General features: G+C 64.0%; 23 protein-coding genes, 1 pseudogene and 1 riboswitch. Of the genes and pseudogenes, 14 read left to right on the top strand and 10 right to left on the bottom strand.

Annotated elements, in window-relative coordinates; all coding sequences use genetic code 11:
- Window positions 1-374: 374 nt before the first annotated feature.
- On the bottom strand, window positions 375-704 hold the full coding sequence (locus tag NKJ88_RS05375; RefSeq protein ID WP_023805607.1) for a hypothetical protein: 330 nt from the start codon (window positions 702-704) through the stop codon (window positions 375-377).
- A 161-nt stretch (window positions 705-865) separates the two neighbouring features.
- Between NKJ88_RS05375 and NKJ88_RS05370 the strand changes: the two genes are divergently transcribed.
- The 4 genes from NKJ88_RS05370 to NKJ88_RS05355 all read left to right on the top strand — a co-directional run bounded on the left by NKJ88_RS05370 (window position 866) and on the right by NKJ88_RS05355 (window position 2,481).
- Complete coding sequence (locus tag NKJ88_RS05370) at window positions 866-1,168, top strand: hypothetical protein (RefSeq protein ID WP_023693864.1); 303 nt, start codon at window positions 866-868, stop codon at window positions 1,166-1,168.
- Between the two features lie 339 nt (window positions 1,169-1,507).
- On the top strand, window positions 1,508-1,837 hold the full coding sequence (locus NKJ88_RS05365; protein ID WP_023670359.1) for a DUF1236 domain-containing protein: 330 nt from the start codon (window positions 1,508-1,510) through the stop codon (window positions 1,835-1,837).
- A 96-nt stretch (window positions 1,838-1,933) separates the two neighbouring features.
- Complete coding sequence (locus NKJ88_RS05360) at window positions 1,934-2,149, top strand: hypothetical protein (RefSeq protein WP_023670360.1); 216 nt, start codon at window positions 1,934-1,936, stop codon at window positions 2,147-2,149.
- 92 nt (window positions 2,150-2,241) lie between these two features.
- Window positions 2,242-2,481, top strand: a complete 240-nt coding sequence (locus NKJ88_RS05355) for a DUF2934 domain-containing protein (RefSeq protein WP_352443672.1) — start codon at window positions 2,242-2,244, stop codon at window positions 2,479-2,481.
- A 156-nt stretch (window positions 2,482-2,637) separates the two neighbouring features.
- Here the strand turns inward: NKJ88_RS05355 and NKJ88_RS05350 are convergent, their stop codons facing one another.
- Window positions 2,638-2,889: a hypothetical protein gene (locus tag NKJ88_RS05350; protein WP_023684826.1), complete on the bottom strand. Its 252-nt coding sequence runs from the start codon at window positions 2,887-2,889 to the stop codon at window positions 2,638-2,640.
- A 235-nt stretch (window positions 2,890-3,124) separates the two neighbouring features.
- Window positions 3,125-3,514, bottom strand: a pseudogene (locus tag NKJ88_RS05345) (GSU2403 family nucleotidyltransferase fold protein); the annotation flags it as partial.
- Window positions 3,515-3,724: 210 nt separating this feature from the next.
- A riboswitch (TPP riboswitch) is annotated at window positions 3,725-3,837 on the top strand.
- Here NKJ88_RS05345 and NKJ88_RS05340 point away from each other — a divergent pair.
- The 4 genes from NKJ88_RS05340 (at window position 3,828) to NKJ88_RS05325 (ending at window position 7,317) form a co-directional block, all read left to right on the top strand.
- A complete protein-coding gene (locus NKJ88_RS05340; protein ID WP_352443671.1) occupies window positions 3,828-4,436 on the top strand; it encodes a YkoF family thiamine/hydroxymethylpyrimidine-binding protein in 609 nt (202 codons plus the stop codon). (Overlaps the previous riboswitch by 10 nt.)
- Before the next feature lie 255 nt (window positions 4,437-4,691).
- Window positions 4,692-5,534 (top strand): ABC transporter permease, encoded by an 843-nt coding sequence (locus NKJ88_RS05335; protein ID WP_352443861.1) that lies wholly within the window; start codon window positions 4,692-4,694, stop codon window positions 5,532-5,534.
- Complete coding sequence (locus NKJ88_RS05330; RefSeq protein ID WP_352443670.1) at window positions 5,531-6,313, top strand: ABC transporter ATP-binding protein; 783 nt, start codon at window positions 5,531-5,533, stop codon at window positions 6,311-6,313. Before NKJ88_RS05335 ends, NKJ88_RS05330 begins: the two co-directional genes overlap by 4 nt.
- Window positions 6,310-7,317, top strand: coding sequence for an ABC transporter substrate-binding protein (locus NKJ88_RS05325; protein WP_352443669.1), 1,008 nt, complete (start codon window positions 6,310-6,312; stop codon window positions 7,315-7,317). The genes NKJ88_RS05330 and NKJ88_RS05325 overlap by 4 nt, the downstream gene beginning before the upstream one ends.
- 172 nt (window positions 7,318-7,489) lie before the next feature.
- Here NKJ88_RS05325 and NKJ88_RS05320 read toward each other — a convergent pair whose 3' ends face one another.
- On the bottom strand, window positions 7,490-8,152 hold the full coding sequence (locus tag NKJ88_RS05320) for a LexA family transcriptional regulator (protein WP_023689008.1): 663 nt from the start codon (window positions 8,150-8,152) through the stop codon (window positions 7,490-7,492).
- Between the two features lie 80 nt (window positions 8,153-8,232).
- On the opposite strand from NKJ88_RS05320, the gene NKJ88_RS05315 reads away from it, so the two are divergent.
- The 3 genes from NKJ88_RS05315 (at window position 8,233) to NKJ88_RS05305 (ending at window position 10,308) form a co-directional block, all read left to right on the top strand.
- Window positions 8,233-8,607 (top strand): hypothetical protein, encoded by a 375-nt coding sequence (locus tag NKJ88_RS05315; RefSeq protein ID WP_023831085.1) that lies wholly within the window; start codon window positions 8,233-8,235, stop codon window positions 8,605-8,607.
- Window positions 8,608-8,692: 85 nt separating this feature from the next.
- Entirely contained in the window at window positions 8,693-9,382 is a 690-nt protein-coding gene (locus NKJ88_RS05310) for a GcrA cell cycle regulator (RefSeq protein WP_352443668.1), read from the top strand.
- A 326-nt stretch (window positions 9,383-9,708) separates the two neighbouring features.
- Complete coding sequence (locus NKJ88_RS05305) at window positions 9,709-10,308, top strand: DUF6456 domain-containing protein (RefSeq protein ID WP_352443667.1); 600 nt, start codon at window positions 9,709-9,711, stop codon at window positions 10,306-10,308.
- Window positions 10,309-10,375: 67 nt separating this feature from the next.
- Here NKJ88_RS05305 and NKJ88_RS05300 read toward each other — a convergent pair whose 3' ends face one another.
- A complete protein-coding gene (locus tag NKJ88_RS05300; RefSeq protein WP_352443666.1) occupies window positions 10,376-10,684 on the bottom strand; it encodes a hypothetical protein in 309 nt (102 codons plus the stop codon).
- A gap of 203 nt (window positions 10,685-10,887) precedes the next feature.
- On the opposite strand from NKJ88_RS05300, the gene NKJ88_RS05295 reads away from it, so the two are divergent.
- Window positions 10,888-11,772, top strand: a complete 885-nt coding sequence (locus NKJ88_RS05295; RefSeq protein WP_352443665.1) for an NmrA family NAD(P)-binding protein — start codon at window positions 10,888-10,890, stop codon at window positions 11,770-11,772.
- 57 nt (window positions 11,773-11,829) lie between these two features.
- On the opposite strand, the gene NKJ88_RS05290 is transcribed toward NKJ88_RS05295, so the two are convergent.
- The gene (locus tag NKJ88_RS05290) at window positions 11,830-12,597 is read right to left on the bottom strand and encodes a COG3904 family protein (protein WP_155923295.1); all 768 of its coding nucleotides are present in this window, start codon (window positions 12,595-12,597) and stop codon (window positions 11,830-11,832) included.
- 147 nt (window positions 12,598-12,744) lie between these two features.
- Window positions 12,745-14,019, bottom strand: a complete 1,275-nt coding sequence (locus NKJ88_RS05285) for a DUF763 domain-containing protein (protein ID WP_352443664.1) — start codon at window positions 14,017-14,019, stop codon at window positions 12,745-12,747.
- A 244-nt stretch (window positions 14,020-14,263) separates the two neighbouring features.
- Between NKJ88_RS05285 and NKJ88_RS05280 the strand changes: the two genes are divergently transcribed.
- A complete protein-coding gene (locus tag NKJ88_RS05280; protein ID WP_352443663.1) occupies window positions 14,264-15,397 on the top strand; it encodes an HNH endonuclease in 1,134 nt (377 codons plus the stop codon).
- On the opposite strand, the gene NKJ88_RS05275 is transcribed toward NKJ88_RS05280, so the two are convergent.
- Window positions 15,306-17,261: an acyltransferase family protein gene (locus NKJ88_RS05275; RefSeq protein WP_023712494.1), complete on the bottom strand. Its 1,956-nt coding sequence runs from the start codon at window positions 17,259-17,261 to the stop codon at window positions 15,306-15,308. The two genes, NKJ88_RS05280 and NKJ88_RS05275, sit on opposite strands and share 92 nt — an antisense overlap.
- A 461-nt stretch (window positions 17,262-17,722) precedes the next feature.
- Between NKJ88_RS05275 and NKJ88_RS05270 the strand changes: the two genes are divergently transcribed.
- Window positions 17,723-18,076, top strand: coding sequence for a cupin domain-containing protein (locus NKJ88_RS05270; RefSeq protein WP_023688994.1), 354 nt, complete (start codon window positions 17,723-17,725; stop codon window positions 18,074-18,076).
- A 763-nt stretch (window positions 18,077-18,839) separates the two neighbouring features.
- On the opposite strand, the gene NKJ88_RS05265 is transcribed toward NKJ88_RS05270, so the two are convergent.
- Together NKJ88_RS05265 and NKJ88_RS05260 are read right to left on the bottom strand one after the other, a co-directional pair.
- Window positions 18,840-19,667 (bottom strand): metal ABC transporter permease, encoded by an 828-nt coding sequence (locus NKJ88_RS05265; RefSeq protein WP_023685454.1) that lies wholly within the window; start codon window positions 19,665-19,667, stop codon window positions 18,840-18,842.
- A complete protein-coding gene (locus NKJ88_RS05260; RefSeq protein WP_023685455.1) occupies window positions 19,651-20,445 on the bottom strand; it encodes a metal ABC transporter ATP-binding protein in 795 nt (264 codons plus the stop codon). The genes NKJ88_RS05265 and NKJ88_RS05260 overlap by 17 nt, the downstream gene beginning before the upstream one ends.
- Between the last annotated feature and the right edge of the window lie 16 nt (window positions 20,446-20,461).

The raw sequence follows: 20,461 nt of genomic DNA, 5'->3' as shown, positions 1-20,461 counted from the left end.
GGCACTCAAGTGCCGGCGGGCGATGGCCCGGTTCGCAGCGTTGCGATGCTGGAGCGTGTCTGCACCGCCCGCGGCGGGGATTTCTTGCGCACTTTGAAGATTTCAGGCGAGCGGCCTCGACGGCGCTTGAATATTGGGCTTCGCCTTGTGCTTCTCGGCTGCTTCTCGGCTGTCGAAGGTGCCGAGATTGTTGCCGTCCAGCCCTTGACCACAAGGGCTAAGCCAAACCGCCAAGGCGCCTTAAACGAAGGATCCGGCCAGCCGGATCCTTCGAAATATCGCGATGCTCCGGCATCGCCTTCAGCTCATCCTTGGTCCAACTGGTGACGGCGTGGACGTCCCGGGAAACCTCTCGAAAGTCCGCGGTCGCTGCCTTACACCTCGTCGAACGGGCCGCCGCGCCTCGCCAGGTCGTGACCAATGGCGGCTTCCTCGGCGTCGTCGGGCAAGGCATCGTCACTGTCCTGGTAGGGGTTGTCGTCATCCTCCTCGGGCAATTCGCCTTCCTTCTCGACACCGGTGGTGTCCGGCAGGCTTTCCTCATCTGCTCCGTCGGGCAGGACCGTTGCGCCACGCAGCGCATCCCAATCCTGCCGGCGCGGCGTCGGCGCTTCCACCTCGTCATTGGCGATCCTGTCGCGGGCATCGTTTTTGCTCGGTGGCGCCTCGACCTCGTCATTGGGTTTTCTGTTTCGTTCTTCCATGATTGCCTCCTCCGGGCGGCTTTGCGTCGAGAAGGTGGAACTCACTTCCCGGCTGTCAGGTTCCGGCAACCACTCCATCTCCGTGGAACCAATTGCCGCCAGTCTGCTTTGCCAAGGACTAGTCTGCTTTGCCAAGGAGATGAATCCAGAGGAGCTGGACCATGAAGACTTTCCCCCTCATCCCATGCGTGCTGCTCCTGGCGCTGGCCGACCCGGCGGCTGCGCAGGACAATGGCGACCAGCACGGCCGTGCCGCGCCTTGCCAGGCGCAGCCTCAGGACGATGGTCAGAAGCCGCCGGTCGCCAATGGCGGTGGCGAATCGACCAGCACGCTCGGTCCCTGCGGCGGCGTGCTGCAGCCGCCGCCCAGTGGTGACCAGGGTATGACGCAGCCGCCGCCGGACCAGGGCAAGACGCCGGTGATCAAGCCTGGCGAGGTGCCTGCGCAGCCGCCGAAGCAATGACCTTTGCTTGAAACTTCACGGCGTGGCACGAAGGCGGTCGGTTCCCGTCTTGGCCGGGCGACGCGGTCACCGGATCAATGCCGGCGCCGGCCGCAATCGCCCGGAATTGGAGCCGTGCATCATCCATGTCGAAGGTCTCCTGAGGGATTGTGCTTCAATGCGAATCTTGCGGGTGCGGGTTCTGCTGGCATGACCGGGAAGCCGATCAATTTAGTCTCCGCTTGCGGAACAAGACCGTACCGGCTGCGTTTGCCTCCAGGAGCCCGCCACCTCGATCTGCGCTGTTTTCGCCTCATGCGGGAACACGGCGGAGCTCGCCAACAACGACAGGAGACGAAGATGAAAACCATCCTTATTCCCGCCGTCGCCGGGCTCGCCATGATCGCTGGTATCGGCATTGCCGCCGCCGACGAGGTCATCGTCACGCAGCCGGCACAGCAGCAGGTGATCATCACCCCGGAACAGCGCACGGTCGTGCACCAGTACGTAAAGAAACATCCGCTTGCCTCGGTCAATCTGCTCGGCGTCGAATTGAATGTCGGCACTGCCTTGCCTGACACTGTCGAGCTGCAGGAGGTTCCCGACGTTCAGTACAGATACGCCGTCGTCGACAACCATACCGTGTTGGTCGACCCCAGCACGCGCAGGATTGTCGAGGTGGTCGAGTAACGCTCGACAACATAACCATTCATCGGTGATACGGCCCTGTCGTTCTTCCTAAAGGGCGGCAGGGCCGAATGATGAACATGATGAAGGAGAATTGCCATGTTGCCGCATGTCGAGACCCCGAACTCCGCCAATGTTGCGGCGTGTTGCGACAAGTTGCTGGCCGAGCGCAACACGGCGCTGTTATCGATGAAGGAAGCGATCGCGCTCCTGCGGGAGCGCACCGGCACCGATCGTTCGGATGCCGACCTCGCGGGGCTGATCGTCAAGAAGGCGGCGCTGCTCGGCGTTGCGGTGATTTCCGACCCGCGCTGAGATGTCTCGTCACTCAAGACGCCGGCCGAATTTTCGGCTAATGTTTTCGTGGAATCTGGACCAACCGACCGGACCCAACCACGGAGGCTTAAGTGACGGACGACAAACAGGACCGCATTCGTCAGCGCGCGCACGAGATCTGGGAAAAGGCCGGCCGGCCTGAAGGCGCGCATCAGGCACACTGGGAGCAGGCCACGGCTGAAGTCGATGGCGCGGTCGCCAAGCCCAAAAAGGCGGCGAAGAAAGCTGACGCCAAGCCCGCCAAGGCAGCCGCCAAGCCAAAGGCCGCGAAGCCTGCCGCCGCAAAGTCCGGCAAAGCCAAATCGAAATAAGGCCAGAAATAAGGCCAGTCGAAATAAAGCAAGGCCGGAATTCGCTGGCCGGGCCATCCTTGGCGCCCGCCGTTCAGGCGCGCCCGAGCCTCTCAACCTGACGAATTGCGCCTGCGACGGGCAGCGCAATTCCTTGTGTTTGGCGACAGCCGCCCCTCATGCCTCCCAGGCATAACTCGACAGCGCAAAGCGAATCCCGGCAGCTGTCATAGCCAGTTCGCATTCGGTGATCTGGCGCAGGTGGCGCAGATAGCGCGTTACAGTCTGTGGCAGCCAGCCGGCGCAGGCCTCGACATAGGCGCGGCTGTGAACAAGGGTGCCGGTCGACAGCCTCTCGTCCTTCTCGGCAACGACTTTCAGATATTGGCGGATGAAGCGGATGTCGTCGGCAATGTCCTGGCTGGCCATTCGCCAGGCCCCGGCGAGACGTTGGCACTGATCGAATGACAAGGGCAACAAAGGCGGCGGCAACGACGGGGGTGACGGCAAAGGACGAGAGAGATCGGCGAAGGCAACATGGTTCGCTGTGCTCAAGGACATTCCTCTCTGCAAAAAGAGATATCGTACTTTATGTACGAATCAGCGTCAAGCCAATTTCGTACAATTGGGACGATGGCAATGAATATAGCAGCGGACGCTTCAGCTAATCACGCATCGTGAATCCTTCAGGAGTCGCACCAATCTCGCGGAGGGCTTTTCCCAGGATGGTGTTGACTGTTTCCCTCGTGTCGGCGTCGAACAGGTTCAGGCCGCGCCGGATCGTCTCGCGCCAGTTTTCGCCCTTGTCCCACGCTTCCATGAAGGCGAAGGCAAGGTCGTCCTGGCGACGCGTGGCTTCGAGCGCTTGGGTCAGCAGGCGCGCTTGATGGAGATCCTTCTCCCGCTTGGCCCCAGCGCTCGGCCCGAGTCGCGAGGCGACGATCAGCTTGTGGATGGCGTAGCGCTGGGGCGAGGGGACCAGCACAGGCAAGCCCGAGCGATGCAGGAGCGCAGTCCGGATGGGGTCGCGGATAAGGAGATCCAGAAACCGTAAGGGCTGCGCGGAGTCTCTGCCGTTTTCTTATAATTACGTTTATCAGCTTGAATTTCAACGCAGTTATAAGAAATTCGTGGAAACCTTATAACGCAACGAACTGACGAGTCGCTCTGAACGCCCGGGCGCCCGGCCCGTCTGGCCCAAAACACGTTGCCGCAGTGCCTTCAACAAACGGCTTCCCCAATGTCGCGAACAATGCTTTAACCCGCTCATCCACAGGGGTGCTCCGTATGGTCGGGGCTGAGATGAGGGCGGCAAGCCTTCGGACCCTAAAGCTGATCTGGATAATACCAGCGGAGCGAGGCGGGCGATGTTTTCAGGCGCACAGATTTCCCTTTATCCCATGACCGGCGATTTCGTCGGCGTCATCCTTGGCGCGCTCGGCGCGCTCGATCCGTGGCGCGACCGGCTGCGGATCGAAACCGACGACATCTCGACGCTTATGGTCGGGCCGCCCGAGGTGCTGTTTCCCGCCATGCGCGACCTGTTCGTCGCGGCGGCCAGAAGCGGCAAGCACTGCGTGCTTTCGGCAGCGGTCTCGCGCGGCTGTCCGGGCGAGCCCGACGATCCGATCTGCCGCTCCGACGAGACCGGCGGCCCCGCCATTTCGCTGGACGAGCGCAAGATCGCCGCGATCCGCGCCGTCCAGGCCACGCCGTCGACCGGCCAGCCGGTGGCGGCGCAGTTCTCGCTCTACGTCATGGGCACGGGCGATCATATGGACCAGATCTACGGCTGCATCGATTTCCTGAAACAGTCCGGCGTCTTTGAGCGCTCAAAGAACTTCTGCACCAAACTGCGCGGCGATGCCGGTGCCGTGTTTGCCACGCTCAACGAGGCCTTCTGCCGCTTCGGCCCCGGCGCCGGCCACGTCACCCTCGACATCACGATCTCGGCGAACAGCCCGAGCGCCGTCTGAGCCGCGGCTCAAGCGTCGTTCCTTGAGGATATTGCCGTGGCTGGTTTATCTGACCCATTGCGTGGAGGAGATGCCCCTGACCCCTCAGCACAAAGAGGAGGGGAGCCATTGGCGATTGGCGAAGACCGCGATGCCCACGAATCTCCCCCCTCGAGCGGGAGATGGCTGGCAGGCCAGAGGGGGTCCCAGCGCGTGGAGCGCCGACGTCCTTTTCGCATCGGCAAGGCGTGGGCGCTCCATGCGAGACGACCCCCTCTGTCGCCTTCGGCGACATCTCCCCCTCGAGGGGGGAGATTAGCCGCAGCCCTCGCCAAGACCATCCCCGCCGCCTGCGCCTCCGCCCTGCTCCTCGCGGCGTGGGAGCTCTACGCCCGCTATGGCGGCGCTGCCCCCATCATGCTGCCGCCGCCGTCGCGCGTGCTGCAGCAGGCCTGGGAGCATCGCGCCGCACTCGCCGACAACACCATGCCCACCGTCCGCGCCACATCAGCCGGCTTCGCCTGCTCGTTGGTCGCTGCCTTCGTGCTTTCGGCGCTGGTCGATTTCTTGGCCCCGCTGCGCCGCGCGCTGTTTCCGCTGCTGATCGTCAGCCAGACCTTGCCGCTGGTCGCGATCGCGCCGCTCATCGTGCTGTGGTTCGGCTTCGGGCTGATGCCAAAAATCCTGCTTGTGGCGCTCGTCACCTTCTTCCCGATGATGGTCGCGCTGGTCGAAGGTTTTGCTGCGACCAGCAAGGAGATTTCGCAGATGCTCGCCGCCATGGGGGCAGGGCGCTGGCGTATCTTCTGGCTGGCGCGCCTGCCTTCGGCGCTGCCCTATTTCTTCGCCGGGCTGCGCATCTCCGTCACCTACGCCGTGGTCGGCGCGATCTTCGCCGAATATGCGGGGGCGGCGAAGGGGCTGGGCATCTACATGCTCAATGCCAAGAACAACTTTCGGCCCGATCTGGTGCTCGCTGCCGTCGCCGTCAGCGCCGCGCTCACGCTGATCCTGTTCGGCATTGTCGTGCTCGTCCAGCGCTTCGCCATGCCTTGGGAGAATGCAGGGAGCGAAAGCCGCGACGGCAAGGTTGAAGCTGCAGAAGAGAACCGTCAATGACGCGGCTCGAACTCCGGGACATCAGGAAGAACTTCGGCGCGCTTGAGGTGCTCGCCGGCATTTCGCTTCATGTCGCGGCCGGCGAGTTCGTCTCCATCCTCGGCCCTTCCGGCGCCGGCAAGTCGACGCTGTTCCAGTTGCTGACCGGCGCGCTGAAAGGTGAGGGCGACATGCGCTTCGACGGCGCGCCATTGCAGGGCAGCCCCTTCGCCTTCATGCCGCAGCGCGACGCGCTGATGCCGTGGCGGCGCGTCATCGACAATGTGACGCTGGGGCTGGAAGTTCAGGGTCTTGGCCGCAAGGCGGCACGCGAGCACGTCGCGCCGCTGTTTGCCGAGTTCGGCCTTGCCGGCTTTGAGCGCGCCTGGCCGGCGGAACTTTCCGGCGGCATGCGCCAGCGCGCGGCGCTTTTGCGCACCGTGGTGCAGCAGCGCGACATGCTGCTGCTCGACGAGCCCTTTGGCGCGCTGGATGCACTGACCCGCGCGGGTGTGCAGCGCTGGCTGGAAGGCATGTGGCAGCGCCACCGCTGGACCGCGCTGCTGATCACCCATGACGTGCGCGAAGCCGCCTACCTCTCCGATCGAATCTATCTGATGTCGGCGCGGCCGGCCCGCATCATCGGCGAGATTGCCGTGCCGCTGCCGCGCCCGCGCACCACCGGCAGCGATGCCGCGCGCCAGGCCGCCGCGCTCGAAGCCGACATCCTCGACACGCTGCTCAATCCCGGGACTGACCGGGGCTTGTTTCCGCAGACCGCTCAAAGGAGTTTTTCATGACCGAATTCACACGCCGGCAGGCTTTGCTGCTGACGCTGGCCGCCGGATTGCCGCTGGCCTCGCGCGCTCATGCGGCTACGCAAAAAATCACCGTCGCGCTCGACTGGACGGTCAACACCAACCATGTCGGCCTGTTCGTTGCCCGCGACAAAGGGTTTTACGGCGAGGCTGGGCTCGGCGTTGAGATCCTGCCCTATGGCGATACTGGCGCCGGCACGCTGGTCGCCAACCGCATCGCCGATTTCGGCATTGCCGGCGTCGGCCTGTTTACCCAGCGGGCTGCCGGCGCCGATCTCAAGGCGGTCTACGCCGTGGTCCAGCAGGAGACCGGCCGGTTGGTCTTCAACGCGGATCGCGGCGAGATCAAGAGTCCCAGGAATCTCGACGGTCTGACCTATGGCGGCTTCGGCAGCGCCTGGGAAAACACGCTGATCTCGACCATCATCCGCCACGATGGCGGCAAGGGCGTTTTCGAGACGGTGACATTAGGCACCTCGGCCTATGAGGCGCTGGCCAACGGCTCGGTCGACTTCACGCTCGAGGTCTCGACCTGGGAAGGCGTCGCTGCCGAGCTGAAAGGCGTCAGGCAGCGCAGCTTCCGCTACGCCGACTACGGCGTCCCCGACGAGCACACCACCTTGATCGCCTCCAGCAATGCATATCTCCAGGCAAACCCGAAGGCCGCATCGGCCTTCGTCGAGGCAACGCGGCGCGGCTACCAATTTGCCTGCGATCACCCGCAGGAAGCCGGCGATCTGCTGATCGCTTCCAACAGGGATGCGCTGACCGACCCGGCGCTGATCCACGCTTCGCTGAAAATGCTGGTCGACGGACACTTCTTGCGCAGCCAGGACGGCGTCATCGGCACCATCGACAGGGCCAAGATCGAGGCGATCGGAACCTACCTCTTCAGGGCCGGCATATTGCTCGATGGCGATGGCAAGGTTCTGAAGGAGAAGCCGGATTTTGGAGCGTATTTCACGAACGAGTTTTTGGGCGCGTAATCTCTCCCCTCAAGGGGGAGATGTCGCCGAAGGCGACAGAGGGGGTGGGTACGTCCTGACGCGACTTCCTATCGCGGACAGAGGACGTCAGCGCCTTACGCGCGGCGACCCCCTCTGGCCTGCCGGCCATCTCCCCCTCGAGGGGGGAGATTGCGCCTCACCGCCTTCTCCCTCACATATCGATCATCGAGCGCTTCACCCGGCCGATGATGGTGATGGCGCCTTCGAGCGCCGGCGGCGGGATGTCCATGTAGGAGGCCGGCTGGAAGGGCGGGTTCTCGTTGGGGCGGTAGCGCTTGTAGGTGGCCTGGCCGGATTCGTCCGAAATGACGTAGCAGCCATTAGTCACCAGCCGCTTGTCCCTGAGGTTGACGAAGATGATCGAATCCGGTGGCGAGATCTTGTTCATCGACGGGCCGTCGACGCGTAGCGCAATCCATTGGCCCTGCTCCAGATCGGTGGTGGGGATGGTCGGATAGTCGCTGAGATTGACCACCATGTCCTGGCTGCCGAGTTCGCCGGCGCTGATCCATGAGACGATGGGCACGTCGACGGTGGCCAGCGACGGCATCGGGATCTGCCGGCCCGACTCGTCAAAGCCGAAATGGCCACCCGAAAGGCTGCCGCCGTCGCCGTTGAACAAGAGCCAGCCGGGATCGACGCCGAACAAGCGGCCGTATTTCTCCGCCGCCTTGCGCGACAGCGGCCGGTTGCCATTCTCGTGACTGATCAGCGTGTTCTTGTTGATGTCGCGCAATGCCCGCGCAGCGTCGCTCGGCGAGGCATAACCCGCCTCCGCCCGTGCCTGCTGCAATCTGTGCCTCGGTTCCTGCATCGTACAAATTGCCTGAAACTTATCGTCCAATATGTACGATTTCGCTTGCGTACGTTTCGTACATATCGTACGCTTAGCGCATGATCGAACAAATCGCAAGCGTTTCCGCAGACATCCTCAGCTTTCTCCCATCGTCCGGGCTGTCCTCCTCCCCGGTCCGGACGCAAACCGGGGCTTCTGCCCCGGATCCGGTCGAACCGTCGTCCCCCCGATCGACCGGAACGGCCGGAGCCGCTCCTCTCCCGGCTCCGGCCACCTCTTCAGCCCATGGCGCCGCCGGTGCGCCAAGGGCTGTTTCCGGCGGGCAGGGCCTTTCCTGCATCCGCACGGAAGACGGCACCGTCATCCTGTTCGACCGGCTGACGGGCAGGGCAGTTTCCGCCATCACCAAAGCTGCCGCCGAAGCCGCCTTGCGGCATCTCGCCGGCTCGCTGCCGGCCGTCAGTATCGGCTGACCGCACCGACCATCCGCTCTGATTTTTCCCGTGGGCCCTCGGGGCCGGCGCTCGGTCTTTGCGCGCGCAATCAATGGATACCGACATGACTGCCTATTCCGACACCGAATTGCAGGAGATCGCCGTCTGGCTGAGGGATGGCCTGTCGGCCACAGGGATCGCCGTCCGCTTCACGGCGCTGCGCGGCAGCCCGGTCTCGCGCAATGCCATCATCGGCATCGTCCACCGCAACAGCGCGTTGAAGACCATCGGCTTCGCCAACCCTAGAGGCGGCAGGTCCGGCGGCCGACCGAGGAAGAATGCGACGGGGAAGACTGCAGCCAACGAGAACACGGCCGGGATTCTGCCGGTTCAGCCGAGCAAGCCGGTAAGGTGGCCTGCAGTTTCGAAGCAGGCCGCACCGGCCACACCGGTCGCCAGGCAAGCCAGACACACGCCGGCCAGGCCTTTGTTGCCAGCCCGTCCGGCGCGCTCCACCCCGGCCGAAGGACGGCTGGTGGTGGACGGCGAAATCTACCGCTTCAATGTGCCGGCGCCGCGCCCTGCCTCGCTCGGGCGCCAGCCGCATGTCGCCGCCATGCGCTTCATCGACTGCCTGTTCGACCGCTGCCGCGCGCCGCTCGACCTGACGCTGGAGGAAGACCCCGACAACGATGCTCCCGGCAGTCGGCCGGGGCTCGAGATGCTGTGCTGCGGCCTGCGCACAAGGGCGCTGAAAAGCTACTGCGAATACCACCAGGCGCGCTTCCACCGACCGGTGAGCGAGGTGGTGTGAGCGGCTGGGCTCCGTTCCTCGCCTCCGGACGACCCCACCAATGATGGAAAGCCGGCGGGACAGCGCCCCCCTCTGTCCTGCCGGACGTTCGTCGCTCGGAAAGCCAAGCAATTGGCTTTCCGTCCGCTTCGCGGACCACTCCTCAACCCCCACGAGGGGGGCGATCGGATATCGCCGCCGATTTCCCCAATTGCCAACGTTGCAGAGGCGCAGCCGCCGAAACTGCCAATCTCCCCCTCGTGGGGGAGATGCCCGGCAGGGCAGAGGGGGGCGCGAAGGAACGCCAACCTTCCGGCTCAACAACCCAATCCCACAAGGATCCCCCGATGAGCAAAAACACCGCGCAGAAACGGCAGCCACCAAAACTCCCCATAGGCGAAGCCGAGCAGGTGCGCATCCGCCGCGAGATCGGCCATGATTTCGCGCTGAAGGACGATCGCTTCGGCCGCAAGCGGTTGAGCGTCGGCACCGAAGAGGCGCGGCGCGTCTACGAGGTCTCCAATGACGGCTACACCGCGACCGGCGGCATCGTGCGGGTGCGCAATGTCGATCCGCTGGTCGGCATCACCTCGCTGACCCGCCAGCAGCGCGAGGCCGGCCAGCGGTTTCGCGACGATTTCGAGCGCGCCTCGCGTGACGGGCTGCGGCCGATGCCGTGGGAAGAGCGCATCGACGGCGGCCGCATCAATGGCGGCATCCCCGACCGCGTGCTCAACGCCGGCCGCGCCCACACCCACGCCATCGCCGCCATGGCCCACTGGGAAGTGGCGGAGGTGGTCCGCCAGATCTGTCTCGAAGGCCAGTCGGTGAAGGCGCTCGCCGAGCGCACCGGCGAGGGACGCGATGTGGTGGTGAAGCTGTTGAAGGTCGGGCTCGACCTTTTGGCCGTTGATTACGGGATGATGATGATGCGGAAGCCGCGATAAGGCCGGCAGCCGCGTAGTGAAGCCGCCGGCCGGCAGATGCCGGCCGAACCGGTTTCACCCTATCGGATCACCGTTCGCAAACGCGAATTTCCTCGACGATCCTGTGATGATGGCGCCAATGCTTGACCAACTCTATGCGGCAATGGCGATGGTGCCTGTGATACCTGTGGTACCTGAAGCCGTTATCGTAGGCATTATACTGGTAGTAGGGGCGAGGAGCGTAGCGATCGTAATGGTCGCCATAGCTGTCATTGTAGTCATCGTCATAGTAGCCGTTGCCGATGCCGATCACGACGCGCCCGCCGGCATTCGCCGGGGCGATCGTCGCCGCCGCCGAAGTGATAGCGATAGCCGAAGCAAGCAGGAGCTTTCTCATAGCTGCCTCCTATTCAAGGTTGCGCTAATATAACTCGCTGGGCACGACCTCGTTCCATAATTTTGCAAGATGCGAACGACCCCTGCGCCGTGCATTGCGAGGAAGGCCGGCGTCACCTCCTGTCAGCATCATCCCCCGATTTTTGAACCCTTCGCCGCCCCAGCCATTAATCCGGCATGAATCAGCAAGGGAAGGACGAGACCATGCATGTCATTCTTGGAGGTACCGGCCATGTCGGCTCGGCGGCGGCAATGGCGCTGTTGCGGCAGGGCGAGGATGTCACGGTGGTGACGCGCGACGAGTCGAAGGCCGCATGGTTGGTTGAACAGGGCGCGGAGGCCGCGGTTGCCGATGTGCTCGATGTCGAGGCGCTGCGTGAAGTCTTGCGGCGCGGCAAGCGGGCGTTTCTGCTCAACCCGCCGGCCGATCCATCGACCGACACCGACGCCGAGGAGCGCAAGACGGTTGGCGCCATTGCGACGGCACTGGAGGGGTCCGGCCTCGAAAAAGTGGTAGCGGAATCGACCTATGGCGCGCAGGCCGGCGAGGGTGTCGGCGATCTCACCGTCCTTTACGGCCTCGAGCAGAAGCTGAAGGCCCAGGCCATTCCGGCAAGCATCAACCGCGCCGCCTATTACATGAGCAACTGGGATCAGGCCCTGGAGACGGCGCGGCGCGACGGCGTCATCACCTCCTTCTTCCCGGCGGATTTCGAGCTGCCGATGGTTGCGCCGCAGGATCTCGGCGAGGCTGCGGCGAGACGTCTGCTGGAGCCGGCGGACAAGACCGGCACGCACTATATCGAGGGTCCTCGGCGCTACTCCGCCGCCGATGTCGCCGCAGCCTTCAGTGCGGCGTTGCGCAAAAACGTGCGCGTGGTCACGGTGCCGCGGGAGCGCTGGACAGAAACCTACGAAAAACTAGGCTTCTCCAAAGCGGCGGCCGAGTCCTATGCCCGCATGACCGGGGCCACGCAGGACAAGCCGATGCAGCCGGAAAACCCGGAGCGCGGCACGACCAGCCTGGAAAGCTATATTGCTGCGCTCGTCGAGGGCCGGCCGGAAGACCTGTTGAAGGGCGCAGCGTAAAGTGAAGGGTTGCTGTTGAGAAACAGGCGCTTCGACGACCTACGTGGCCCGCTATTCCTATTGCCTGACCGTTCGGCAGTTGCCCGCCGGCGGCGTGGTCTTGCAGATATCGATGGAGGTGCGGGTGTCGCCGTGACCGGTTTCGGTTATCAGATTCAGGTCCAAAAGTTCGTATGTCACGAGGTATCGTATGCTGTCGTCGGGTATTTTTTGCATGGCCGATACGATCCACGAACCTGCTTTCATCTCGGTGAAATAGCTGTCGACCTTGCGTTCATACCATTTGGGTATCGGAACGAGGACGATGGTCTTCTTGCCGTGGATCTTCTTGGCGGCCGGCAGCATGATCCGGTGAATGCCGACAAAGGCGCGGCTGTCTGCCAGGCGCCGTACGCCGCCCGCAAGAACCATCGTACAAGCTGACGAACAGACTGCGCCGACGGGGTTGGCGACGCCGAAGCGGAGGTCGCCCGGCCCGCAGGCTTTTGTGTCTGGCGCGCATTCGGAGAACTCCGTCTTGCCAACCATCGTGTCGAGCCCGCTGGCGCGGATCATATGGCCAAGCGCCATCGCCGCATCGGTCTCGCCGCCCGGGGAATTCAACGCCAAAGGCAATTTGCGGGGGCCGAGTTTTTTCAGCAAAGCCTTCAGCAAAGCTGGCGTGCCGGCCACGATGTGACCTTCCGCCGAAATCCATTCCGGGCATGTCGGCTCGCATCCTGGCGTGCTGTTGCGTACAACGACGAAGTGCATCGGCGGTGTATATGCCAGTATGGCAGGCTCAGGCGTCGTTTGGGCGATCGCGCCGCCAATCGCCAGCAGCACGAAAACCAACGTCCATGCGAATGTCTTCATGCCGAGCCTCGCCTGGCAGAGCATCACTTGAGAAATGGGTCTTTGCAAGCATTATCAAAACAAGCCGAGCACGTGTTTCTATGGGCCGCGCACTATCTCTGCATGATGGACAGGCAGCTACTGGCGGCCCCTGTCTGAACCGTCGTCGCTTTCCGCCGCCCCCTCCCACCCGAACACACTGCGCCCTCCAAGCAGATGCGACTGGTCGAACTCGCCGGCGACGATCTCCTTAAGGCTTGGCCCGGTGACGTAGCGCTCCAGCCGCCGCGCTTCGCCATCCAGCCGCTGCAGCGCGCCGAGCTCTTCCTCGCGGCCGAGCTTGGCCTTGCCGACGGCCGATTTCAGCACCGCGATCGTCTCGTCATAGACTTTCAGCGGCACCGGGAAGGGGTGGCGGTCCTTGCCGCCATGGGCGAGCGAGAAGCGCGCCGGATCGGAGAAGCGGCAGGGCGCGCCATGCACCACTTCCGCCACCATGGCCAGCGCCCGCACCGTGCGCGCGCCGACGCCGGGCACCAGCAGCAGCTCGGGAAAGTCGGCCGGCCCGCTTTCGATGGCGGCGGAAATGTTGCCGTGCAGCCGGTGCATGACGATGTCGCTCTCGCGCACGTCGTGATGCGCCGGCATCACCAGATTGGGCAGCATCGGCTGCGCCGCCGGTTTCGCAGGCGCTGCTTTCGGCGGCGGCTCCAGCACGGCAAGCTCGTCGAGGATCCGTTCCGGGCTCATGGTCTTCAACAGGTCGATCTGGCCGCTACGTGACGGCGCGGCGCGATGGTCGGTCAGGTTGACGATCTCGCCCTGCCGCTCGCCCTCGATCGCCGCATGCGGCTGGTCGACGAAGCTTGTCAGCCCTTCCGACAGCCAGTGATAGCGCCGCGCCTGGCGGCTGTCGCCGTTCATGCCTTGCTGCACCACCACCCAGCGGCTGTCGTCGGTGACGATGAAGCCGTGCAGATAGAGGTCGAAGCCGTCCTGCACGGCCGCACTGTCCACTTTGGCGACCAGGCGGCTGGCGGTGGCGAGTGCCGCGCCATCGATGCCGACGCGTTCGCCGATCGCGGTCAGCTCCTGCGGCGTCTTGCGCGAATGCGCGCCGCGCCCGCCGCAGACATGGATGCCGAGCTCGCGCGACATCGGGTTCAGCCCGCGCTTCAGCGCGCCGACGACCGAGGTGGTGATGCCCGAGGAGTGCCAGTCCATGCCCATGACGGCGCCGAAAGACTGGAACCAGAACGGATGCGCCAGCCGCCGCAACAGCTCGTCGCGGCCATAGTGATGGATGATCGCCTCGCACAGCACAGCGCCCAGCCGCGTCATGCGATCGCCCAGCCAGTTCGGAACCCGCCCGCCATGCAGCGGCAAATCCGCACTGCCGCTTCGCTGCGTCAAGTGAAAGCTCCGTGGCTAAGGCGCACCGGCGGTGCGCCTGTGATCTAGATGGCATTTGGGGGGCGATTTGCAAGTGGGGTGGGGGCGGCGACTATCGTCGCCCTACGCTCTTCTTGGCGTCTCGCCGAAAGATGCAGTTACGCCGCCTGTCGCACCTGGCAATAAGGTCGGCTCCATGCTTGTAGGCGAGACAGGTCTCGAATAGAGCTTACCCAGCCGACGGCAACTATTAAAATCAAAAACGATGTCGCAATTCTGGTGGGTAAATCACAGTCAGACCGCCTGCCAAGAGATCGACGGGCAATATCTCTGGTCGCCCAAAACTCAGAAGAATGGGGCACGCAGCGAGTTCTACAAAAATATGCGTCGGGCGACACCTGGTGACCTCGTGTTGTCTTTTTTCGGTCAAGCCGTGCGCTATATTGGTCGGGTAGCGGAGTATGCATTCACAGCACCGAAACCACCGGAGTTCAAGAACACTGGAGCCAATTGGAACGAGGAAGGTTGGCTTCTCCCGGTGTATTGGGCGCCGCTCCTGCCGACGGTGCGCCCGTCGGACATAATTGGCGAATTGGGTCCGCTTCTGCCTCCCCGATATTCGCCCATCGACCCAAACTCCGGATCAGGCCGTCAAAACGCCTATCTCGCGAGCGTATCGCAAGAGGTGTTTCACACCATTGTCGCGGGTACAGCTTTCGACCGCGAAGCTCTGAGGCGTGGTGGCGCAAACAGTCTCACTTTCGAAGTCGTCAATGAAATTTTAGAGGACGTCGTTGAGCGCCGTATCCGAGACGACCTCCAACTCGAGGACACTGTAAAGACGAGCGTCATTCAAGCTCGTCGCGGCCAAGGTAAATTTCGTTCCAATGTCGAAGCCATGGAGCGCTCGTGCCGACTCACAGGGGTCACCAATCCCTCGTTGCTGATTGCAAGCCACATCAAGCCTTGGCGCTTATGCGCTTCCGCGCAGGAGCGCTTGGACGGCATGAACGGGCTGCTCCTCACGCCTGATGCCGACCACCTCTTTGACCGTGGCTTCATCAGTTTTGAAGATAGCGGGCAGGTCCTCATATCCCAGCGCGTCGACAAGACTGATTTGCGGCGGCTCGGTTTCGAGCAATTGGTGATGCAGAGTTTCGGCTTTGCCGAAGCCCCCGCCGTCTGGCGCACTAGCACCTTCACCCCGCCGCACAGGCTTACCTCGCTCACCATCGAGAGGATGTGTTTGTGGCATAGCTCGCATCAACTGAGCGGTCAGCCGTCAGGTCCCCCTACCTCGCCGCCCCCTAAAACACCGCCTTCTCCAAGACCGGCTCCAGTGATTCAGCAAATGGCGTCGCCAGGTGGTGTCGGTCGCGGAAGGCGAGTTGGCCGTTGATGAACACGTGGCAGGTTTGGGCGTCGCAGAACTGGCTGGTCAGGTCGACATAGGTGGCGCCGGGCACGCTGCGCACGACGTCGCGCTCGGCCGCGGCGATGTCGTCGTTCGCCGCCGCGTCCCTCGGCGTGTCGCAGACTTCAGGCACCTGCCCGCGCCACAGCGCCCGCGCCACGCATTTGTCGGCATAGCTTCCATTGTAGGGAACGTCCCGGATTACCGCGACCTTGATCCCGGCCCGGCTGAATGCCGCCAGCGTCCAGCGCAGGCCGGCCTTCCACTCCTCGTTCCAATCGGCGTGCTTCAGTTCCTCGGGCGATTCCTTCATCACATTGCCGATCGAGAATTCCGAGATCACCACCATGTGCGGGTGCAACGCGATAATGTCCTTGACCGATTGCTCCCGCCACTGGTCGCATTCGGTGTAGTCGCGCTTCAGCCGCCAGTTCCAGGTCGTCACCCGCGAGGCACGGCAGGACGATTTGAGATAGGTGACGAGGCGATAATTGTTCTTGGCCGCCGCGTCGATCAGCGGCGTCGACCAGTGGTCGGCATGCGAATCGCCGAACAGCGCAATCGAGCGCCCGGCGTCCTTGTTGCCGAACACGCAGGCCTTCGGCGTCACCGTCTCAAAGGAGAGAATACAGCCGGCCGCGCGCGCCGTGGACGGCTGCGCGGCGCTGGCGGCAATGCTGCGCTGCTCAGGGTCCAGATCGTGGACGGCAAGCCTGGCATTGGCGTAGGCGGCTGCGACGCCGGTGCCGGTCAGGAGGACGGCCGGCACCAGCGCCCGCGCCGCACTGGCCATCAGCCAGCCATTGCGGCGGATCGGGTTTTCGATGACATGATAGGTGAACCCCGACAGCGCCAGCGTCAGCGCCAAGCAGCCGAGCCGCTGCAGCGGCGAAAGTTCCGGCGTCAGCATCGTGGCATACACGATCACCGGCCAGTGCCAGAGATAGAGCGAGTAGGAGAGTTTGCCGACCCATTGCAGCGGCGCCAGCGCCAGTGCCTCGATCGGGCTTTTCTTAGCGCTCTCCTGCTGCGCGTGCGCCGCTCCTGCCAGCAGCAACAGCACGGTGCCGGCCACCGGCACCAGGGCGAGGAAACCCGGGAAGGGCGTTTCGTCGCTGAAGGAAAGATAGGCGCCGGCAATCAGCGCTAGGCCGAGCCACGCCAGCGGCGTGGCGAGCCGCGGGCGGTTTTGCCAGACTTGCTGCGGCACCATGCTGGCCAGCCCGCCGGCGGCGAACTCCCAGGCGCGTAGCGGCGAGAAATAGAAGGCCCAGGGCTGCGAGACCGTGGTGAGCCACGCGCAGACGGCGAACGAGACGAGGCCGGCAATGCCGATCACCAGGATCGCGCCGCGCTTGCCGGGGCGCAGCCATGCCGCCAGCACAAGCAGCGCCGGCCAGGCGACATAGAACTGCTCCTCCACCGACAGCGACCAGAAATGGACAAACGGGTTGCTGGCCGCATCGGCGGCGAAATAATCAAACGACCAGCGGATCAGCCACAGATTGATCATGTAGGCCGAGGCGAACATGGCGCCTTTGGAATAGAGCGATTGTTCCTCCGGCGACAGGATGAAGGCGCCGGCCACCAGTGTGGCGAGGATGACGAACAGCGACGCCGGCAACAGCCGCCGAGCGCGCCTGGCATAGAAGCGCCACAGGTTGAGCCGCCCGGTCTCGGTGATTTCGGCAAGCAGGTGTTTTGTGATCAGATAGCCCGAGATGACGAAGAAGATGTCGACGCCGGTGAAGCCGCCGGGCAGGCCGGTGAAGCCGAAATGAAAGGCGATCACGCCTGCCACCGCCAAGGCACGCAGTCCTTCGATATCGGGCCGGAACGATGCTGACACGATTTGCCACCTCGTGCTGGTGCATGACCCCGCCTCGGCGAGTAACGATCGCGCCGGGATCATACGTGCGGCAGCTTTGCGCCCAACGGGACACGGCGCTGCAACCGTTCACAGTCGGACCAAGACTCCGCCCTATGGGTCGATATCGCAATGCAACAAATCTAACGCAGTGCAACATTGGAGGAGGCGACGCCGCTGATCTCCCCCCCTGAGGGGGAGATGGCCGGCAGGCCAGAGGGGGTCGGTTCGACCGGACTCGGCCCAATCCTGCAAGTGAAGGCAGGCGCTCCACGCGCGGCGACCCCCTCTGTCGCCTTCGGCGACATCTCCCCCTCGATGGGGGAGATTAGGTCCCCGCCTCCTTCGCCAAATCTCCGACATCCGGGGTCGGCCCTTGCGTTGCCCCCGTCACACGCATCGGCTATCCAACCGGCAGCCATGCAATTCAAACGGAGCCTCCCATGACCAACACCACCATTTTCAAATTCGGCGCTGTCGAGCATGCCGAGGGCGGCGACTTACCGGGCTGGATCGTTGTCGCGGGCCGGCCGACCATGCAGACCGCCGTGCAGCACACCACCGCCGACGGCAAGGTGCTGTCGGGCACCTGGCGGGCCTCGCCCGGCACTTATCACGCCACCTACACCGACTATGAGTTCGTGCACATGATCGCCGGCCGCATCATCATCACGCCCGATGGCGGCACGCCTGTCGAGGTCGGTCCGGGCGATGCGTTCGTGGTCGAAGCCGATTTCAAGGGCACCTGGCAGATCCTCGAGCCGGTAACCAAGCACTTCGTCGTCAAGCTTGCTTGATCGACGTAGTCAAGCTTGCTTGATCGACGTCGCCAGGGTCGCCTGATCGGCTCGTCGTCAGGCTTGCTTGATCGCGTCGTCAGGAGTGCCTGATCGGTGCCGATACACGTCGGCCGGCGCGGTTCATCGCCAGCGTCCCCCTCGCCCAGCAGGGGGAGGGGGACGTAGCGAAGCGAATATCGGTTAAGAGGGCGTCACCTCGTTCGCTTCGAACCGATGCGGATCGAAAAGCTGAGACGATGGCGTTCTGCGGAGCCTGGTCGAGATAACGCAGGCCAGGACTGCTGCCGGGTCGCCGGCGCGTCAGCCAAGAGCGAGCGGCGCACTTCGAGAGTGCATGCCGCCCGTCCGGCGCCGGGCCGTCAATGCTGTTGTTACGAAACCCCCCAGCCCCGTCTCAACCGCCACGGCCATGGCGTGACCCATGGCTTGCTATACGCATGCAGCACCGCGGTCTGTCAACGCCGCCCGCGATGGCCGCGGGGGGTCGCCTTTGCACCTCCCGGCCAGCTTCCAACCGGCCGCGCGGACGCCATTCGCCGCTACAAAATGCGCTTGAAATGGCGGTTTTCCGGGTGTTCCGGCCGCTCCGGAGCGGCCCTTTGGCGCGACAGAGGTCGCGATCTAGGCGATTGGATGAATTTGTCTTTCGCGGCTGAAACGTTTCAGGAGCCGATTTGTAAACCTGACTTTTTTTGGGTGTATTTCCCTCACGTCAGTTTTGCACTCCAGCCGGCCCGATCGACCCGCCGGAGGGCAAGCCTCAGGGGCCGGCGTCGGCGCTCTGAGTCTCTCGGACCGACGGGCGCCGGACCATGCCGCTGACGACATAGGCCGCCGCGCCCAGCGCCGTGATCCAGAAGCTCGTCGGCCAGTCGGTCAGGAAGGCGAGCGTCAGGCTGATCCAGGCGATGATCACGGCAAGCGCGATGGACGTCAGCACGCCGGCTCCGACGCCGCTAGTAAGCCTGAGCGCGGTGGCTGCAGGCGCCACCATCAGCGCGAAGACGAGCAGCACGCCGACGATCTGCACCGCCTCGGACGTGGCGACGGCGACCAGCACCATGAACAGGGTCGAGACAAGAGTGAGCGGCACGCCGCGCGCTTCGGCGAGTTCCGGCTGCAGGCTGGCGAACAGCAGCGGCCGCGCGATCAGCAAAAGCGCGACAAGGATCGCCACCGCCAGCACCGCAAGCACGATAACGGTGCGCAGGCTGATGCCCAGCACATTGCCGAACAGCACGTTGGTCGCCTGCGAGGCGAAGGCGGTGTAGAAATGCAGAAACAGCAAGCCCAAGCCGAGCGACAGCGTCAAAACGATGCCGATGGCGACGTCGCGATGCGCGCGTTCGCCGAGCAGGCCGATGCCGATGCCGGCGGCGACGGTAAACACGGTGAGGCCGAGAAACGGCGACAGCCCGATCAGGCCGGCGCCGGTGGCGCCGGGAAAGCCGACATGGGAGAGCGCATGACCGGCGAAGGTCTGGCCCCGGAGCACGAGGAAATAGCCGACCGCGCCCGAAACGATGCCGACGATGGTGCAGGCATAGAAGGCGTTGCGCATGAATTCATAGTCAAAGATCGTGGACATGCGCCCCGCTCTCCAGTTCGACATCGTCGGCCATGACGAAGATGCGGCCGGCAACCCGCACCACATTGATATGCGTGCCATAGAGTTTCGACAGCACCGGACCGCTGATGACCTCGTCGACGGAACCGATCGCCGCCTTGCGGTTGCCGAGATAGAGCACGCGGTCGACGGCGCGCAGCAGCGGGTTGATCTCGTGCGAGCAGAACAGCACGGCAATGCCGAGCCGCTCGCCGATCTGATGCACCAGGTCGATGATCGCGCGCTGATGGCCTGCATCGAGGCTGATCAGCGGCTCGTCGAGCAGCAGCAGTTGCGGATTGCCGATCAAGGATTGCGCGATCAGGATGCGCTGGCGCTCGCCTCCGGAAAGCTCGCCCAGCGGCCGCCGCGCAAGGTCGCCGGCGCCCACCTCTTCAAGAGCCTTCCACGCCGCCTCCTTCTCGGCAGCCGATGCGACGGGCCAGCCCCAGCGATGCCCGCCGGCGGCACTCAGCACGAAGTCGAGGCCGCTGACGCCGACATCGCCAAGCGCGCGCCGCGCCTGCGGCATATAGCCGATGTCGGCGTTGCCGCGCGTCGGCGATTTGCCAAGCACCGAAATGGCGCCGCCGGCCGGTTTGATCAGGCCGAGAATGGCGCGCAGCATCGTCGTCTTGCCGGCGCCATTGGCGCCGAGCAGGCCGACAAAGGCGCCTTGCGGTAGAGAAAAGGAGACGTCGGATAAAACCCGGCGTCCCCCATAGGTCAGCGTGACCTTGTCGAATTCGATTGCGTTCATTTAGTCACATTCATTC

It is taken from the genome of Mesorhizobium sp. M0016 (assembly GCF_040324035.1).
In the GTDB taxonomy this organism is placed as follows: domain Bacteria; phylum Pseudomonadota; class Alphaproteobacteria; order Rhizobiales; family Rhizobiaceae; genus Mesorhizobium.
This window is presented reverse-complemented; position numbering and strand designations above follow the sequence as displayed.

Excerpts from the sequence above, each read along its gene's own strand:
- NKJ88_RS05375 (WP_023805607.1), bottom strand. The coding sequence starts at position 704 with ATGGAAGAACGAAACAGAAAACCCAATGACGAGGTCGAGGCGCCACCG.
- NKJ88_RS05370 (WP_023693864.1), top strand. The coding sequence starts at position 866 with ATGAAGACTTTCCCCCTCATCCCATGCGTGCTGCTCCTGGCGCTGGCC.
- NKJ88_RS05365 (WP_023670359.1), top strand. The coding sequence starts at position 1,508 with ATGAAAACCATCCTTATTCCCGCCGTCGCCGGGCTCGCCATGATCGCT.
- NKJ88_RS05360 (WP_023670360.1), top strand. The coding sequence starts at position 1,934 with ATGTTGCCGCATGTCGAGACCCCGAACTCCGCCAATGTTGCGGCGTGT.
- NKJ88_RS05350 (WP_023684826.1), bottom strand. The coding sequence starts at position 2,889 with ATGGCCAGCCAGGACATTGCCGACGACATCCGCTTCATCCGCCAATAT.
- NKJ88_RS05340 (WP_352443671.1), top strand. The coding sequence starts at position 3,828 with ATGTTTTCAGGCGCACAGATTTCCCTTTATCCCATGACCGGCGATTTC.
- NKJ88_RS05330 (WP_352443670.1), top strand. The coding sequence starts at position 5,531 with ATGACGCGGCTCGAACTCCGGGACATCAGGAAGAACTTCGGCGCGCTT.
- NKJ88_RS05325 (WP_352443669.1), top strand. The coding sequence starts at position 6,310 with ATGACCGAATTCACACGCCGGCAGGCTTTGCTGCTGACGCTGGCCGCC.
- NKJ88_RS05320 (WP_023689008.1), bottom strand. The coding sequence starts at position 8,152 with ATGCAGGAACCGAGGCACAGATTGCAGCAGGCACGGGCGGAGGCGGGT.
- NKJ88_RS05315 (WP_023831085.1), top strand. The coding sequence starts at position 8,233 with ATGATCGAACAAATCGCAAGCGTTTCCGCAGACATCCTCAGCTTTCTC.
- NKJ88_RS05310 (WP_352443668.1), top strand. The coding sequence starts at position 8,693 with ATGACTGCCTATTCCGACACCGAATTGCAGGAGATCGCCGTCTGGCTG.
- NKJ88_RS05305 (WP_352443667.1), top strand. The coding sequence starts at position 9,709 with ATGAGCAAAAACACCGCGCAGAAACGGCAGCCACCAAAACTCCCCATA.
- NKJ88_RS05300 (WP_352443666.1), bottom strand. The coding sequence starts at position 10,684 with ATGAGAAAGCTCCTGCTTGCTTCGGCTATCGCTATCACTTCGGCGGCG.
- NKJ88_RS05295 (WP_352443665.1), top strand. The coding sequence starts at position 10,888 with ATGCATGTCATTCTTGGAGGTACCGGCCATGTCGGCTCGGCGGCGGCA.
- NKJ88_RS05280 (WP_352443663.1), top strand. The coding sequence starts at position 14,264 with ATGTCGCAATTCTGGTGGGTAAATCACAGTCAGACCGCCTGCCAAGAG.
- NKJ88_RS05270 (WP_023688994.1), top strand. The coding sequence starts at position 17,723 with ATGACCAACACCACCATTTTCAAATTCGGCGCTGTCGAGCATGCCGAG.
- NKJ88_RS05265 (WP_023685454.1), bottom strand. The coding sequence starts at position 19,667 with ATGTCCACGATCTTTGACTATGAATTCATGCGCAACGCCTTCTATGCC.
- NKJ88_RS05260 (WP_023685455.1), bottom strand. The coding sequence starts at position 20,445 with ATGAACGCAATCGAATTCGACAAGGTCACGCTGACCTATGGGGGACGC.